This window comes from Hymenobacter sp. PAMC 26628 (genome assembly GCF_001562275.1).
In the GTDB taxonomy this organism is placed as follows: Bacteria; Bacteroidota; Bacteroidia; order Cytophagales; family Hymenobacteraceae; genus Hymenobacter.
In genome coordinates this window covers 3,862,343-3,878,648 of sequence record NZ_CP014304.1, presented here as the reverse complement: position 1 = coordinate 3,878,648, position 16,306 = coordinate 3,862,343, and the positions used below count along the sequence as shown (strand labels likewise).

Genomic DNA, 16,306 nt, shown 5'->3' with positions numbered 1-16,306 from the left:
TCTGCCAGCTTTCTACCCAATGCCCGCGCCAGTGAAAAAACGCTTACTACTCGTTCCAATGCTGGCCATAGCTGCGCCAGCAGTTGCCCAGCACATCGAACTGATTGGCCGGGCCGGCGCCAGCTTTTCCCACTACCGGGGCAGCGGCACCGAAGCCACGTCGTTCGTCAACTACAGCAACTACGCCGGCTACGAGCGCGGCTACACCAACAACCCCTACGGCAGCCGGCTGGGCACGGGCTTCGCTTTGGGAGGGCGCGTGCAGCGGGTGGGCCGGCGCCAGGGCCTGCTGGCGTTTGACCCGGGCTACGATTGGGCGCGGAGCCGCACGGCCATCGCCGCCCTCTACTACTCGGCTGGCTACGCCAACACGGCGTACGCCGCCACCGGCAGCGCGTACCTGCGGTCGCAGGACCTGACGGCCTTCTTTGGCCTGGGCCACCGCTGCCGAATGGGGCCCCTGGCCCTCGATGTGCTGGTGGGCCCCGAGCTAGCGGGCCAGCTCAGGGCCCGCGAAACGGGCCACGGCACCTACAACAACGGGGCGGCGTGGGCCACGGACACCGACCGCAGCGGCCGCTTCCCCCTCGATGGCCGCCTGCGGGCCGACGCTACCGTGTGGCGCGGCCGGGTGGGCGTCAACGCCAGCTACTCCTACGGCTTCGCCAACGCCCAGGCGGGGCTGGTGGGCGGGCCCGTGCGCGAAGCTTACACCCGCACGTTGCGCTGGGGCTTTGCCTACCGGCTGCGCTAGTGCTGCTTGCTTAATTGCGGGAAATAAGTACGAAACAGTGGCAGGTTTTTCGTAGCCTTGCGGCAATACGGCGCATGCCGTGCGCCAGCGTGCCCTGTTTTGTGAAGAAATATTGCCAACTGGTGGCGCGATGTTTAAGCCTGCGAAGGTTCTGAATGCCAGTATCTGGCCAATCTATTGTATTTTGGAGGGAATAACTATTGCGATGTATGTAACTTGCGCCTAGTGCCTCGCTGCTGGGCAAGGCGTAAAAACAAAATTTCCCTCCGCAATCGCCGCATCTTTTCTTAACCGTTCTCCTGTATGAAAAAACGCTTACTTACGCCCCTGTTTGCGGTCACGGCCCTGGCCGTACACGCCCAGAGCGTCACCGTTACCGGCCGCGTGCTGGGGGCCCAGGGCGAGGCCCTGCCCGGGGCCACCGTACTCGAGCGCGGCACCACCAACGGCACCGCCACCGGGGCCAACGGCGACTTTTCGCTGAGCGTGGCCCCCACGGCCACCATCACGGTGCAGGCCATCGGCTTCGCCGCGCAGCAGATTCCGCTCAACGGCCGCACCCGCCTCGACGTGCGCCTGGTGACCTCCGCCACCGACCTGGGCGACGTGGTGGTGACCGGCTCGCGCGTGACTGAAGGCCGTTCCAACGTGCTGACCACGGCCCCGGTAGACGTGATTTCGGCCCGCGAAATCAAGGCCTTTGCCCAGACCGACGTGAGCCAGGTGCTCACCTACGCCGCGCCCTCGTTCCAGTCGTCGCGCCAGTCCATTTCCGACGGCACCGACTTCGTGGACCCCGCCAGCTTGCGCGGCCTGGGCCCCGACCAGGTGCTGGTGCTCGTGAACGGCAAGCGCCGTCACAACTCGGCCCTCGTGAACATCAACGGCACCATCGGCCGCGGCTCGGTGGGCACCGACTTGAACGTGATTCCGACGGCCAGCATCAAGCGCATCGAAGTGCTGCGCGACGGCGCGGCGGCCCTCTACGGCTCCGACGCCATTGCGGGCGTGATTAACATCCAGCTGAAGGATGACTCGACCGGCGTGAGCAGCAGCGCCCTGTACGGCCAGACAACGCAAAGAGACGGCAAAACCGAGCAGGTTGATTTCAACGTGGGCATTGGCCTGAACAAGCGCGGCTTCCTCGACCTCAGCGGCCAGTTCCTGAACCGCGCCTACACCGACCGCGGCTTCACCGACCAGGCCCCCCTCATCTACCTGGGCAACAACGGCGGCAACTACCCCGCCTCGGCCACCACCGAGCAGAGCCGCCGCGACCTGAAAGCCCAAGACGACGCCCTGGTGGCGCAGAACGGCTTCGACCGCAACGACTTGCGTGTGGGTCAGTCGGCCACGCGCAACTTCGGCGGCTTCCTCAACGGCGGTTACCGGCTGGGCGGCGGCTACGAGCTGTACGTGTCGGGCGGCGCCTCGTACCGCACCGGCCGCGGCTCCGGCTTCAACCGCCTGCCCAACCAGGCCACCCAGAGCGACCTGAACCTCTTCCCCAACGGCTTCCTGCCGTTCATCAACACCACCATCTATGACCAGTCGGCCATCGTGGGCGTGCGCAACAACTTCGCAGGCTTTGCCGTGGATTTGAGCAACACCTTCGGCCGCAACGAGCTGGCCTACAACGTAGATAACTCCGTGAACGCCTCGCTGCCGCAGGATGCCAACCTAGTGGGCGTGAACCCCACCAGCTTCTACGCCGGCCGCCTGGCCTTTTTGCAGAACACGACCAACCTGGGCTTCTCGCGCCGCTTCATCGAAGTAGGGCCCCTGGCCAACCTCAACGTGGCCTTCGGCGGCGAGTTTCGCTACGACAATTTTCTGATTGGCAAAGGCGAGTACGCCTCGTACATCAACGGCGGCCGCACCGTGAACGGGGGCCCCGCGGCCTCGGGCTCACAGGTATTCCCCGGCTACCAGCCGCAGGACGAGGTGAACAAGGGCCGCACCAACGTGGCGGGCTACCTCGATTTGGAGAGCGACATTACCGATAAGCTGCTCATCCACGCCGCCGGCCGGGCCGAGCGCTACAGCGACTTCGGCGGCAACGTGAGCGGCCAGGTGGGCCTGCGCTACAGCATCGTCGACGCGGTGGCCCTGCGCGGCTCGCTGGGCAACGGCTTCCGGGCCCCCTCGCTCCAGCAGCGCTACTTCACCAACACCAGCACCCAGTTTGTGAGCGGCGTGGCCAACCAGGTGCTCACCGTGAACAACGACAACCCCATTGTGCGCAACAGCTACGCGGCCGGCGGCACCGGCCAGCAGGGCTTCGGCGTGGAGCCGCTCCGGCAGGAAAAATCGACCAACTACGGCGTGGGCGTCACCGGCAAAGCCGGCGGCTTCACCCTCACGGCCGACGCGTACCTGATTGACATCAAGGACCGGATTGTGCTCTCGGCGCAGTTCACGCGCACCAACCCCACCGTGAACGCCATCCTGGGCACGCTGCCCGTGAGCCGGGTGCAGTTCTTCGCCAACGCCGTGAATACCCGCACCAAGGGGGTAGACGTGGTGCTGAACGAGCGCCTGCCGCTGGGCGACAAAAGCCGCCTGGTGCTGACAGCCGCCGCCAACTTCAACCAAACGGTGGTGACGAATTTCAACAGCTCGTCGGCCACGGTGAACAACGACCAGACCGCCGGCACCAGCAACCTGCAAAACACGCTGTTTGACCGCGCCCAGCGCACCCGCCTCGAAAGCGGCAACCCGCGCAGCAAAATCGCCCTCTCGGCCGCCTATACCTTCGGCATCTTCGGCATCGAGGGCCGCTCGGTGCGCTTCGGCGAAATCAAAACCGCCGACGCCGACCCCGCTCGCGCCTTCCTCGACCAAACGTTCTCGGCCAAGTGGATTACGGACCTCACGCTCAGCGCCCAGGTTGCCAAGCAAGTGGGCCTCATCATCGGGGTGAACAACTTGTTCAACGTTTACCCCGACCAGCTCATCGTGAACCCGCGCAACAACGCCACCAACTTCTCGGTCGACCCCAACCTGAGCTACAACTCGGGGCTGGACAACTCGAACCGCGGCCGCTTCCTCTACAGCGCCAACCAGTTCGGCTTCAACGGCGCCTACTACTTCGCCCGCGTGAACATCACGCTGTAAACGAAGCGCTTCCAACGCTAAAAAGCCCGCCCTGGTCGTCAGGGCGGGCTTTTTTGTAGCCGGTTGGGATTGGCCAGCGGTGGCGTTTACTTGATAAATTTTGCCAGCACGGTTTGCAGCTCCTCGCCGCGTAGGTTGGCGGCCACGATTTTGCCGGTGGGGTCAATCAGGAAGTTCTGCGGGATGGCCTGCACGTGGTAGGTTTGGGCGACGGCGTTCTGCCCGCCGCGCAGGTCCGATACTTGCGTCCAGGGCAAATGGTCGTCCTGAATGGCTTTTAGCCACTTCTCGCGGCCGTTTGCGCCGTCGAGCGACACGCCCAAAATGTCAAAGTTGCGGCCCTTGTAAGCCTCGTATGCCTTGATAACGGCCGGATTTTCCTGGCGGCATGGCTTGCACCAACTGGCCCAAAAATCAATCAGCACGTACTTGCCGCGGTAGTCGCTCAGCGATACAGTTTTGCCCTCGGGCGTTTGCTGGGCGAAGTTGGGCGCCGGGGCCCCAATGGCCACGTCCTTCAGGCCTTGCACCATAGCGCCGTAGCGGCGGCCTTCCGGGCTGTTCTTGAGGGCGGGGCTCAGCGCCTCGTACAGGGCCCCCTCCACCGCGTACTGGGGCACGGTCATCGTACTCAGGCCCGTCAGCGCGTACAGGCTCACCCAGGAGTTGGGGTTGGCTTTGATGAAGTCCCGGTCCGACTGCGCAAATTCCTTGGTAATGGCCTCGTACTGCGCCCGCTGCCGCGCCGCAAACGCGGGGGACTTGCCCTCCTCCGCGGAGGCTTTTTTCGCCGCGTCCCCAATCGAATTCATCTTGGCCTTTATGCGGTCGGACGAAGCCACCAGCCGCTGGTAGTCGGCCGCGACGGGGCCCCCGGTAACGCGGGCGTTTTGCACTGAATCGGGGCTGGTGACGACAATCGGGGTTGGCTCCAGAAACACCCGGACGTACTTAATGGGCCCCAGTACACCGTTGCCCAGCTTGCCGTCGCGCTTCACCAAAAGGTCCACTGCGCGGGGCACGTCGCTGGTGCCCTTCAGCTCAAACGCCCCGTTTTTGAACGTGGCGGAATCCGTGGGCTCCATCCCGCGCATGAGGTAGACCTTGGCCGGCGCGTTCAGGTTACCGATTTTGCCCTTGATGGTGAAGGGAAAGGACGTTTGGGCGAGGGCCAGCCCCGGGGCCAGCAGTAGGCAGCCAAGCAAGTGCTTCTTCAAGTGGTCGTGGGGATATAAATATTTAGGTCCCTGAAATTCAATGTGCTAGTGAACTAGCGCTTGGAAACGCGTCGAGCTAGTAGTTAGTATCCGCGGCCCGCAGCAAGCGCGCCAGGGGGCGGCCGTCGGCCCCGCGGGCCACGTACAGGCCCGCCGGCAGGGCGGCGGGCTGCCACACCACGCGGCCGTCGGCCTGGGCGCGCAGTTGGGCCACCACGCGCCCCAGCTCATCCACGATGGTGATGGCCTGCCCCGGGGCCCCGGCCTGGAACTGCACCTGCTCGCGGAACGGCGTGGGGAAGGCGGCCGACTTAGCCTCCCCGGCGGGACGGGTGCCCAGGGTGGTGGCCGCCGTCACGAGGAAAGCCAAGGTTTGCTCTTCGCTGGCGCTGGGGCAGCCGTCGTCCGTTACGGCCACCGTGGCCGTGTAGCGGCCTGGCGGCAGGGCGGCGGGCACCTGCCAGGTCAGCTGGGTGCGGGTGGGCCCCAGGGCTTGCAAGCTCAGGCCGGGCACGCTGCCCACGGCGTCGCTGGCAAAGCTTAGGGTTTGGCCCGCGTCGGGGTCGGCGGCGTCAAGGGCCAGCACCACGGTTTGGCCGGCCCGCACCCGGATGAGCTCGTTGACGGGCTGCGCCGCCGGGGCCCCGCCCACGGTGAGGGCCGTGAAGCCCGGGGCCCGGTTGGTGGCGTTCAGGAACAAGTAGCTCACGTCGCGCATTACCCACCCGATTTGCTGCCAACTGCCGTTCAGCTGTCGGTACTCGTCCACGCGGGCCGCCATGATATAGCGGCCCGCGTCGGTGGCCGTGGTGGCCGGGGCGGTGAGGGCCCCCGTGGCGGCGTTGAGCCGGAAGTGGGGCGAGGGCGTGCTCGGAATATCCGCCCCGCATATCAATTGGGCCCCCGTGCCTGCCTGCGGCGTCACGAAGCGGTACACCAGCGAGTCGCCGTCGGCGTCGAACGCGCTGAAGCTGTAGCGTTCCGCCTGGCCGCTGGCTACGTATGGCAGGCGCGTGGATAGGAACACGGGCGAGGTGTTTTGGGCCACCAGCTCGGTGTTCAGAAAAGCGCTGCAATAAACCCCGTAGGTTTGGGACTGCAGGTTGGTGACGTTTTTAACACCACCGGCCCGGTTTTGACCATTAAAGCCCATCGTCCATTGCCCCCGGGTCAGGTCCACGTCGGTTTCGTAGAGCTGCACGGTGTACGCCAGGCCCCCCGTGCAGCTCTGCCCGTAGGTTTTCAGCACCTGCGTGATGGGGACGTTGACGGAGAAGCTGCCGGTGCCAACGGCGTCGCAGCCGTTGCGGCTGAACGTCAGCGTTGCTGATGGCTGCCTCGCCGACCCGGGTGACAAATCAACGTACAGCCGGAGTGTGACGTGGTAGCGCGGCGTGCCGGCCGTGGTGGCGGCCACCGGCGCGTAAGTAATGTCCGTGCTTATAATGTGCGAAGCCTGCGCCGCCAGCGCAGAGCCCAGCCACAGCAGCAAAGCCGGTAGCAAGCGGGAGTAGAAAGATGAATACATAAAGGCAGAAAGGGGAAAGGACTTTCTGCCGATAAGTTAGGGAGGGGAAAGGGATTTGGCGCTGAGCAGCTTACCAACTCATTTGCCCGGCGCTGGGGCCCCGCTGCTACTGTCTAATATCTGAAACAGCTCGTCGAGCTTCGGGGTCAGGATAATCTCGGTGCGGCGGTTCAGGGCCTTGTTCTGGGGGGTGTCGTTGGGGGCCACGGGCACGTACTGGCTGCGCCCGGCGGCCGTGATGCGGGCCGGGCCCACGCCGCCGGCCGCCAGCAGGCGGGCAATGTCGGTGGCGCGCAGGGCGCTCAGGTCCCAGTTGTCCTTGGCCCCGTTCACCACGCCCTTGATGGGCACGGTGTCGGTGTGGCCTTCCACCACCACGTTCACGTCGGGCTGCTCTTGCAGCACGGCGGCCAGGGTTTTCAGGGCGGCCTGGCCCTTGGGGTCCACCTTGGCCGAGCCTGATTTGAAAAGCAGCTGTTCGGAGAGCGACACGTACACCTTGCCGTCCTTCAGCTTCACCTGCAAGTCGTTGGCGTTGAAGCTGAGCAGGGCCTTGCTCACGCGGGCCTTGAGGTCGTTCACGGCCCGGTCCTTGTCGGCCAGGGCCTGGGTGAGTTCGGCCAGCTTGGCCTCGCGGGCCTTAAGGTCGGTGCCGAGGCGGTCGTTGTCGGTTTTGCTGGTGCGCAAGCTGGCGTCGAGGGCCCCCAGCTCGGCCTCGCGGCGGGCCAGGTCGCGGGCCACCTTGTTGTAGTCCGACGACTTGTTGGCCAGCTCCTGGCCGCTGTTTTTCAGCAGGCGGTCGTAGCTGTCGTTCAGGTCGCGGTTGAGGCCGCGGGACTTGCGCAAGGCCGTGCCGGTGGCCAGCGAGTCGTCCTCGAGGCGGCGGTTGTCGAGGCGCAGCTGGGCCAGCGCGTCGGAGGTTTTTTGCAGCTCGGCGGTGGCGGCGCGGTACTGGCGCTCGGCCTCGGCTTTGCCCTGGGCATCGGCCCGCTGGCGGGCCTGCAGGTCGTCGTACTTGCGGGCTGCCACGCAGCCCGGCAGGGCCCCGGCGGCGAGCAAACCCAGGCCCAGTAGGGCCGGCGTGAAATTTTTCAGGCGCATAATAAAATAGAAACGGGCCCCCGTGCCGCCGCCGGGCTCGCCGCCAGCCGCATGGCTCCAAACGCTGGGGCAAGGTACGGCTCGACCCGCGCTCCGCCCCAGTAGAACGGGACCGGGGCCCCGGGGCACGTTTTGCCGGCGGCCGGACCAGGGTGGGGGCCCCGGCCGGCCGGCGTTTGTGCCGCGGTTTTACTACTTTGCTGCCCTTGCGCGCCGGGTGGGGCCCCGGGCAGGCCCTCTGCGGGCCAGCGCGTATTTTTGTGGTCAGTTTTATTGTATCCAAAGCTGGCGGCCCGCCGCTCACAGCTTGCAGCTCCCGAACAAATGGCTTGGTTTAAGCGCGAGGAAAAGGGCATCAACACCCCCACCGAACAAAAGAAAGAAACGCCCGATGGCCTTTGGTACAAGTGCCCCGAGTGCAAAACGGTGGCCACCATGGCCGAGCACAAGCGCCTGCACTTTGTGTGCGGCCACTGTGGCCACCACGACCGCATTGACGCGGCCGACTACTTCGACCTGCTGTTCGACGAGGGCCAGTTCGAAGAACTCAACGCCGACTTGACCTCGGGCGACCCGCTGCACTTCGTCGACACCAAGGCCTACCCGCAGCGCGTGGCAGCCACCGAAAAAAATACCGGCCTGAAAGACGCCGTGCGCACCGCCCATGGCCTGAGCGACGGCCAGCCGCTGGTGGTGGCGGCCATGGATTTTAAGTTCATCGGCGGCTCGATGGGCTCGGTGGTGGGCGAGAAAATTGCCCGCGCCATCGACTACGCCCGCCAGCACCGCGTGCCGTTCCTCATGATTTCGCGCTCGGGCGGGGCCCGCATGATGGAGGCCGGCTACTCGCTGATGCAGATGGCCAAAACCTCGGCCAAGCTGGCCTTGCTTTCTGAAGCCGGCGTGCCCTACGTGAGCCTACTCACCGACCCCACCACGGGCGGCGTCACGGCCTCGTTCGCCATGCTCGGCGACTTCAACATTGCTGAGCCCGGGGCCCTCATTGGCTTCGCGGGGCCCCGCGTCATCAAGGAAACCATTGGCAAGGACTTGCCCAAAGGTTTCCAGAGTGCCGAGTTTGTACTGGAGCACGGTTTCCTGGACTTCATCGTGGACCGCCGCGACCTCAAGCGCCGCCTCGCCGACCTGCTGCATTTGCTGCGGCCGGCGGCTGGGGCCCCCGGCGCGGCGGTGCCGGTTGCCGGCGCCACCGCCGCGGCGCCGAGTCGCAGCCCGGGCAAGGCCCGCTAGGGCCCCGGCGGCGGCTTCGGCACACTTCTTGAAACCCCGCTCCCATCCCCGGAGCGGGGTTTGCCGTACAATACGGCAGTCAGCTTTTTCACTTTTTGTTTTTTTACATGACTACTCCCAAATCCCTGCTCTCGATTTTTATGGCCTGCGTGCTGTTGTTCAGCTCCTGCGCCTCCACGCGCCAGCCGGCCGACACGTCAGCCAACGGCACCGGGGCGCGCAAAACCGGCATGAACAAAGCTACCAAGGGCGGCTTGCTCGGGGCCGGCGGTGGCGCGGCCGCGGGGGCCCTACTAGGCGGCTTGCTGGGCGGCGGCCGCGGTACGGCCATCGGTGCCATCTTAGGGGCAGCCGCGGGCGGCGGGGCCGGCGTGCTCATCGGCAAGAAAATGGACAAGCAAGCCGCTGACTTGCAGCGTGACATGCAGAATGCCAAAGTGGAGCGCGTGGGCGAAGGCATCAAGATTACCTTCGATTCGGGTATCCTGTTCGACACCAACTCGGCCACCCTGCGGGCGGCTTCGCAAGCCGACATCGTGAAGATGGCTGCCACGCTCCAGAAATACCCCGACACCAACGTGCTGGTGGAAGGCCACACCGACAACACCGGTACCGACGCCATCAACCTGCCCCTGAGCCAGCGCCGGGCCCAATCGGTGGCCGACGCCACGGTGGCCCAGGGCGTGAGCAGCAGCCGCATCACCACCAAGGGCCTTGGCTCGTCGGACCCGGTGGGCGACAACTCGACGGCAGAAGGCAAACAGGCCAACCGCCGCGTAGAAATTGCCATTTTCGCCAACGAGAAAATGAAGAAAGCAGCCGAAGCTGGTACGCTATAGTTTAGCTGCCAAGCCAGTTGCCCCTTGTAGCAGCTGGGTTTTGAAAGCAAAAAAGCCGCCCACAGGGCGCCTTTTTTTGTGCAGAGCGCTGGGTGCAAGCCAACGGTGGGTAACGCCAGCTAAGCGACTTGCGTTAAAATCACTGTCTCGCTTATCTAATTTCACTTAACCTTCGCTTCCATGAAACCCTTCAAAATTGCCTTCGCGTTTTTATTGATGGTTTTTCTATTGGCAGGCTCGGCCGCGCAAGCCCAGGACGCTAAAAAGGGCTGGAGCCGCAAAGCTAAAGGTGCGGCCATCGGCGGAGGGGCAGGGGCCGTGACCGGGACCGTGCTCGGCGGTGGCAAAGGAGCCGTTATTGGCGCGGCGGCTGGCGTGGTAGGTGGTGGCCTGATTGGCCGCAACCAAGACAAGAAAAAAGACCCGGCCCGCTACAACGGCTACCGCAACAAAAAATAAGGGGGCGCGCTGGCTTAATAACCTGCTCAGCAAGCGCGAAAAAGCCTGACCTTGCCGCCAGGCTTTTTTGTGGGGCCGGGCCCTCGGCGGCGAGCGCAAGTTTGGCAAGATGGTTGTAAAAGGCGTATTTGCCGGCCATTTGGCGGGCCGGCTCCCATTTTCTCACTGCGGTTCATTCCGTTCTTGCCAAAATTCATTTTCCCGTTACCCATGAAAAATTTTCGCACTCCATTTTCTTTCTTGCTGGCGCTGCTGCTATTGGTTGGCCAATTAGCACAGGCTCAAAGCACCACTGTGAGCACGGCCAAGCCCAAGGGCATGTCCAAAACACTGAAGGGCGGCCTCATTGGCGGCTTGGGCGGGGCGGCCGGCGGGGCCCTGCTGGGCCGCGTGATTGGCGGCAAATCGGGCACGGCTAAGGGCGCCATCCTCGGGGCCGTGGTCGGCGGCGGGGCCGGCGTACTCATTGGCCGCAAAATGGACAAGCAAGCCGCCGAGCTGCGCCGCGACCTGGAAGGCGCGACTGTGGAGCGCGTGGGCGAGGGCATTAAAATCACGTTTGCCTCGGGCATCCTGTTCGGCAGCAACTCCTCAACGCTGACGCCCGCCGCTGCCGGCAACATCGACGAGCTGGCCACCACGCTCCAGAAATATGCCGATACCAACGTGGTGGTGGAAGGCCACACCGATAGCTCGGGTTCCGACGCCATCAACCAGCCCCTAAGCCAGCGCCGCGCCCAGGCTGTGGCCAACGAGCTGACCAGCAAGAGCGTAGACTCGGCCCGCATCACGGCCACGGGCTATGGCTCGACGCAGCCCGTGGGCGACAACGCCACTGTGGCCGGAAAAGCTGCCAACCGCCGCGTGGAAGTGGCCATTTTCGCCAACGAGAAAATGCAGAAAGCCGCCAAAAAAGGCACGCTGTAAACCCGTCTGAACCACGGATTTATCGAATGGGTCGGATGAGTCGGATTTTGGGGACGGCCCCGGCGGCCCCATACTAGCAAAACCAAACAATAGAAATAAAAAGGTCGCCTTCGGGCGGCCTTTTTTCGTAGCTGTACGGTAAGGCTTCAAGGCCCAGCGCCTCATGCTGCTGGAATCGTCCCCAAAATCCGACCCGTCCGATAAATCCGATAAATCCGTGGTTCAGACAACCGTTACCTACGCCGCTGAGGCCGCCGCCAAGGCCTTGGCCGACCACGAAATCCTCGACCAGTTTTACGGGCACCTGCCGCCGGTGGCGCGGCGCACGCCCATGCGCGAGCTGATTTCGACCGTGCTCTCGCACCGCACCACCCACGCCGACGAAGAGCTGGCCTACGACCGGATGCTGGAGGCCTTTGGCGACTGGCCGGGCGTGCTGGGGGCCCCAGGGGAGGAATTGATTCACGCCATCCGCACCACGCGCTGGCCGGCCACGCAGGCGCCGCGCATCCAGGAAATTCTCCGGCGCATTCAGGTCGAAACGGGCGGCAAGTTCGACCTCGATTTCCTGGCCGACTGGCCCACCGACCGCGCCATGGCCTGGCTGACCGACATGCCCGGCATCGGCCTGAAAACGGCGTCACTGGTCTTGCTTTTCAACTACCATCACCCCGTGCTGCCGGTGGATGCGCACGTGCACCGCGTGGCCCAGCGGGTGGGCTTCTTGGGCCCCAAGGTGTCGGTAGAGAAGGCGCACGCCGTGCTGCTGGCCCTGCTGGGGCCCCGGCTCGACGCTGAAGGGCTGTTCAATTTCCACAAGCACAACTACTGGCACGGGCAGCAAATCTGCTTTTTCCTGAAGCCTAACTGCCCGCGCTGCCCCCTCAAAGGCTTCTGCAGCTACTACCAGGAGCACTACGGCGCCGCCACCCCCGAAGCCCTGGCCGCCACGCCCACCGCCTGGGACGCCGCCGCCTGGGGCAAGCTGCCGCACTAACTTCGTGGGGTGGAGCGGCCGGGACCTATCGGGCCCCGGCCGCTCCACCCCACTGCCTATGCGCCTCGTCAAGCATCCCGTCCTCTGCAACTATTACGTCACGTACCGCTGCAATGCAAAGTGCGCGTTTTGTGATATTTGGGAGAAGCCGTCGCCCTACATCACGCTGGTGGACGTGGACCGTAACCTGCGCGACCTCAAACGGTTGGGCGTGTCGGTGATTGACTTTACCGGGGGCGAGCCGCTGCTGCATCGGCAATTGCCCGACTTCCTGGGGCTGGCGCGGGAGCTGGGGTTCATTACTACGGTGACCACCAACGGCCTGCTTTATCCCAAGAATGCGGAGAAGCTACGCGGGCTGGTCGACATGCTGCACTTCTCGCTCGACTCGGCCGACCGCGATACCCACGACCGGGGCCGCGGCGTGGCCTGCTACGATTTCGTGCTCGAAAGCATCCGCGTGGCCAAGGAGCTGGGCGAGCGGCCGGACATTCTCTTCACCGTCTTCCGCCACAACCTGCAAGACCTGGAGGCCGTGTACCGCGACGTCACGCAGCCCAACGGCCTGGTGCTCATCCTCAACCCGGCCTTCGAGTACGGCGAGGTGGAAACCGGCGAGCAGCTCACGGCTGAGGAGCTGGACTACCTCTCCGCGTTTGGCCGGCGTAAGGGCGTGTACCTCAACGAGGCCTTCATCGCGCTGCGGCGCGACGGCGGCAACCACGTGGCCGCGCCCGTGTGCCGGGCCGCCAGTACCACGCTCGTTATCTCGCCCAGCAACGAGCTGGTGCTGCCCTGCTACCACCTGGGCCAGCAAAAATTCCCCATCGACGGCCGGCTCTTCGACCTCTACGGGGCCCCCGAAACCCAGCGCCTCGCCGCCCTCGAAGGCCGCCTGCCGGCCTGCGAGGGCTGCACCATCAACTGCTACATGCAGCCCAGCTTTGCCGTTGAAACCAGCAAGTACTTTTGGCAAGCCCTGCCCAGCACCCTCAAGTACAACTGGGACAAAGGCACTTGGAAGCGGCTGCTGCGCACCTAGGGCGCCCGCCGGGGCCCTACATTTGGGTTCATCCCTTGCTTTCAGCTATGCCCGCCCTCATCCTGCCCGTTCGCGGCATTTATCCCGAAATCCCGGCCGACTGCTTCGTGGCCGACAACGCTACTGTGGTGGGCGACGTGGTGCTGGGGCCCGGCTGCACGGTGTGGTTCAACGCTGTGGTGCGGGGCGACGTGAACAGCATCCGCATCGGGGCCGGCACCAACATCCAGGACGGGGCCGTGCTGCACTGCACCTACCAAGGCGCGGTCTTGCGCATCGGTGCGCGCGTCAGCATTGGCCACCGGGCCCTGGTGCACGGCTGCACCGTGGAAGACGACGTGCTCATCGGCATGGGGGCCATTGTGATGGACCACGCCGTGGTGGGCGCGGGCTGCCTCATTGCCGCCGGGGCCGTAGTGCTCGAGAACACCATCTGCGAGCCCGGCTACCTCTACGCCGGCGTGCCCGCTCGCCGCATCAAGCCCGTGGGCGAAGCCCAGCGCGCCGGCCTGCGCCGCACTGCCGAGAATTACCAGCTCTACGCCAGCTGGTTTGCGGCCCCAGCTGCTGCCCCCGATGCGCCGGCTGTGTGAGCTGTTGGTCTGCAATTCTCGCCTCGTTAGGGCCCCCGCAGCCGACTACTGCGGCCCCGAAGCCCGCAGAAAAAAGGTGCGCGCGCCCGAATCACGCCAAGTGCTGAACTGTTTAGCGGTTTTCTTGCGGCAGTTTTGGCGTTTTTTTAAAAAATTAAAACAAATAAAAACAGCGGGTTATAATTTGAAAGGTTAAGGTTGAGTGCTTACGGAGAATAAACAGGATAATCGCTGCTGCGCGGAGCGCGTATAAAATCATATCCTTTCATTCTTCAACTAATCCTTCGCTTAACCATGAAAAAAGCCTATTCTCTCACGCTTGCCCTAGGGGTAATCGTTGGCTCACTGAGCTCGTGCAGCCGCACCAATTATGCGTTCAATCCGCAAACGCCCTCCTACTTGGGTACCACGCAGGCCATGGCCGCACCCGCCGCCGCCGCAACTGCTCCCGAGGTAACCGTTGAGGCTCCCGCCGTGGCTCCCGTAGCTGCTGCTACGCCAGCAGTTGCCACTGCTCCGGTAGCCGAGCCCGCTGCAAAAACTACCCTGGCGCGCACCTACTCGGCACAAGTTGTGGCCCAAACCGTGGCCCAGCCTGTCGCTAGCACCGCCAAGCCCACGCTGTTGCAGCGCATGGCCATGAACAAGGTGATGAAGCAAGTAGCCAAAGCAGAAGCGCGCCAGCAAAACACGGCCAGCACCACGCACGCCGCCGCCGCCGGCGCATCGCTGACGGTAGCGCTGGTAGGTTTGGCCGCGCTAATCATCGGCCTCATCGTTAGCTCGGGCTTCCTCATCACCGTTGGTTCCATCGTACTGGTGGTTGGCCTGGTGCTGTTCATCCTGAAGGCACTCTAAGCCCCCTGAACCGCTGGTTCGCAAAAAGCCCCGGCATCTGCGCAGATGCCGGGGCTTTTTGCGAACCAGCGGTTCGTGGAAACGGATGTTTAAATCTCGGCGCTTAGGTCGGTGCGGGGCTCGGCTTTTTCCTCGGCGCGCACCACGCGCAGCTGCACCAGCTCGATGACGCGGCGCGAGCGCTCCAGCACCCGGAACTCGTAGGGGTCGAGCACGGCCACGTCGCCCACTTCCGGAATGCTGCCGTAGACCACGTTCAGCAGGCCGCCCACGGTTTCGTAGTCCTCGCTTTCCGGCAGCGGAAAGGGCAGGTACTCGTTGGCGTCGGAGATGGACGTAGCGGCGGCCACGCGGTACTCATCGGCCGACATCTTCTCTACCACGGGTACCTCGTTGTCGTACTCGTCCTGGATTTCGCCCACCAGTTCCTCCATGATGTCCTCGATGGTGACGATGCCCGACACGCCGCCGAACTCGTCGCTCACGACGGCCATGACCGTGTGCTTGCGCTGGAAATTGCGCAGCAAGCGGTTGATTTTTTTGGTTTCGGGTACGAAGTAGGGCGCGCGCATGATGCGGGCTAGCTCCACGGGCTCGTTGCGCCGGATGATGGGCAGCAGGTCCTTCACGTTCAAGATGCCCACGATGTTGTCGATGTTGCCCTCGTACACCGGCAAGCGCGAGTAGCCCTCGCTGAACACCGTTTCCAAAATCTGATCTTCCGAAGCGTTTATGTCGAGGGCGGCCAGCTTGGTGCGCGGTACCATAATCTGGCGCACCATGCGGTCGTTGAACTCAAAAACGTTCTCAATCAGCTCGTGCTCAGAGTCCTGGATTTCGCCGCTCTGCTTGCTTTGGTCCAGCAGCAGGCGTAGTTCGTCGGAAGTGTGGGCTTCGGTACCGTGGGCCTGAGTGATGCCTACTGCTCCCAGCAGCACGTTGGAGGCCTTCGACAAGAACCACGTCAGGGGCAACGTAGCGAAATAAAATACTCGCAGCGGCAGCACCAAGGCCAGGCTCACGGCTTCGGGCCGCTGGATGGCCAGCGTTTTGGGAAACAGCTCACCAAACAGCACGTGCAGGATGGTGATGAAAATCAGCCCCACAACCACTGCCGTGCTATGGGCCGCGGCCGGCGAAATGGCAATGCTGAACCGGCTCATGGTGTTCAGAATGATTTCGGTGGCCACTTCTTCGCCCACGGCCCCCAGGATAAGGGAAGCAATGGTAACCCCTAGCTGCGTGGCTGATAGGTAGCTGTAGAGGTTGTGCAGCACCTTCATTGCCTGGCCAGCCAGGCGGCTGCCCTCTTTGGCTTTGAGCTCGAGTTGCGAAAGACGGATCCGAATGAGCGAAAACTCAGCGGCTACAAAAAACCCGTTGGCTATGATGAGTAGCAGGGTGATAAGAATTTTTAAACCCATGTCGGCGGCCCCCGCGACGCGGACGGTCTGGGGGCCATTGTAGCCCAAAAGTACGGATTTTGGCGCGCGGGGTTAGGCGTTTGAACTTTTCAAGCAGCCGATTGTGCTTAGGAAGCCTAATTTTACGGCTTAATGCTGATTAATTCTGTATGAATATTCGCCGGTTTTTTAAATTTCTACTGCTCTGCTGGTTGCCGGC

General features: G+C 63.8%; 13 protein-coding genes and 3 pseudogenes. 11 read left to right on the top strand and 5 right to left on the bottom strand.

Annotation, left to right across the window (positions count from 1 at the left end; all coding sequences use genetic code 11):
• Positions 1-58 precede the first annotated feature (58 nt).
• Positions 59-754 (top strand): hypothetical protein, encoded by a 696-nt coding sequence (locus AXW84_RS16830; RefSeq protein WP_068235827.1) that lies wholly within the window; start codon positions 59-61, stop codon positions 752-754.
• A 303-nt stretch (positions 755-1,057) separates the two neighbouring features.
• Positions 1,058-3,871: a TonB-dependent receptor gene (locus AXW84_RS16825; RefSeq protein WP_068235824.1), complete on the top strand. Its 2,814-nt coding sequence runs from the start codon at positions 1,058-1,060 to the stop codon at positions 3,869-3,871.
• 86 nt (positions 3,872-3,957) lie between these two features.
• Here the strand turns inward: AXW84_RS16825 and AXW84_RS16820 are convergent, their stop codons facing one another.
• The 3 genes from AXW84_RS16820 to AXW84_RS16810 form a co-directional block, all read right to left on the bottom strand.
• Positions 3,958-5,088, bottom strand: coding sequence for a TlpA disulfide reductase family protein (locus AXW84_RS16820; RefSeq protein ID WP_068235820.1), 1,131 nt, complete (start codon positions 5,086-5,088; stop codon positions 3,958-3,960).
• Positions 5,089-5,164: 76 nt separating this feature from the next.
• Positions 5,165-6,616 carry a hypothetical protein gene (locus AXW84_RS16815; protein ID WP_157887086.1) on the bottom strand — a complete coding sequence of 484 codons (1,452 nt, stop codon included), beginning with the start codon at positions 6,614-6,616 and terminating at the stop codon, positions 5,165-5,167.
• A gap of 78 nt (positions 6,617-6,694) precedes the next feature.
• Positions 6,695-7,717: an OmpA family protein gene (locus AXW84_RS16810; RefSeq protein ID WP_071891460.1), complete on the bottom strand. Its 1,023-nt coding sequence runs from the start codon at positions 7,715-7,717 to the stop codon at positions 6,695-6,697.
• A gap of 324 nt (positions 7,718-8,041) precedes the next feature.
• Here AXW84_RS16810 and accD point away from each other — a divergent pair, with 324 nt between their 5' ends.
• The 8 genes from accD to AXW84_RS16770 all read left to right on the top strand — a co-directional run bounded on the left by accD (position 8,042) and on the right by AXW84_RS16770 (position 14,683).
• Positions 8,042-8,968: an acetyl-CoA carboxylase, carboxyltransferase subunit beta gene (gene accD, locus AXW84_RS16805; protein WP_082773952.1), complete on the top strand. Its 927-nt coding sequence runs from the start codon at positions 8,042-8,044 to the stop codon at positions 8,966-8,968.
• Positions 8,969-9,075: 107 nt separating this feature from the next.
• Positions 9,076-9,807, top strand: a complete 732-nt coding sequence (locus tag AXW84_RS16800) for an OmpA family protein (RefSeq protein ID WP_068239601.1) — start codon at positions 9,076-9,078, stop codon at positions 9,805-9,807.
• Positions 9,808-9,987: 180 nt separating this feature from the next.
• Positions 9,988-10,266 carry a YMGG-like glycine zipper-containing protein gene (locus tag AXW84_RS16795; RefSeq protein ID WP_068235815.1) on the top strand — a complete coding sequence of 93 codons (279 nt, stop codon included), beginning with the start codon at positions 9,988-9,990 and terminating at the stop codon, positions 10,264-10,266.
• A gap of 210 nt (positions 10,267-10,476) precedes the next feature.
• Positions 10,477-11,193, top strand: coding sequence for an OmpA family protein (locus AXW84_RS16790; RefSeq protein WP_071891457.1), 717 nt, complete (start codon positions 10,477-10,479; stop codon positions 11,191-11,193).
• A gap of 163 nt (positions 11,194-11,356) precedes the next feature.
• On the top strand, positions 11,357-12,190 hold the full coding sequence (locus tag AXW84_RS16785) for an endonuclease III domain-containing protein (RefSeq protein WP_082773951.1): 834 nt from the start codon (positions 11,357-11,359) through the stop codon (positions 12,188-12,190).
• Positions 12,191-12,248: 58 nt separating this feature from the next.
• Positions 12,249-13,232 (top strand): radical SAM protein, encoded by a 984-nt coding sequence (locus AXW84_RS16780; RefSeq protein ID WP_068239592.1) that lies wholly within the window; start codon positions 12,249-12,251, stop codon positions 13,230-13,232.
• Positions 13,233-13,279: 47 nt separating this feature from the next.
• Positions 13,280-13,825, top strand: a complete 546-nt coding sequence (locus tag AXW84_RS16775; protein ID WP_068235811.1) for a gamma carbonic anhydrase family protein — start codon at positions 13,280-13,282, stop codon at positions 13,823-13,825.
• A 294-nt stretch (positions 13,826-14,119) separates the two neighbouring features.
• Positions 14,120-14,683, top strand: coding sequence for a hypothetical protein (locus AXW84_RS16770; RefSeq protein ID WP_068235807.1), 564 nt, complete (start codon positions 14,120-14,122; stop codon positions 14,681-14,683).
• A gap of 89 nt (positions 14,684-14,772) precedes the next feature.
• Here AXW84_RS16770 and AXW84_RS26575 read toward each other — a convergent pair.
• Positions 14,773-14,994 (bottom strand): annotated as a pseudogene (locus AXW84_RS26575) (transporter associated domain-containing protein); the annotation flags it as partial.
• Positions 14,995-15,003: 9 nt separating this feature from the next.
• Here AXW84_RS26575 and AXW84_RS26570 point away from each other — a divergent pair.
• Positions 15,004-15,267: pseudogene (locus tag AXW84_RS26570) on the top strand (hypothetical protein); the annotation flags it as partial.
• Here AXW84_RS26570 and AXW84_RS16765 read toward each other — a convergent pair.
• A pseudogene (locus AXW84_RS16765) lies at positions 15,163-16,107 on the bottom strand (hemolysin family protein); the annotation flags it as partial. The pseudogenes AXW84_RS26570 and AXW84_RS16765 sit on opposite strands and share 105 nt — an antisense overlap.
• Positions 16,108-16,306: the final 199 nt, after the last annotated feature.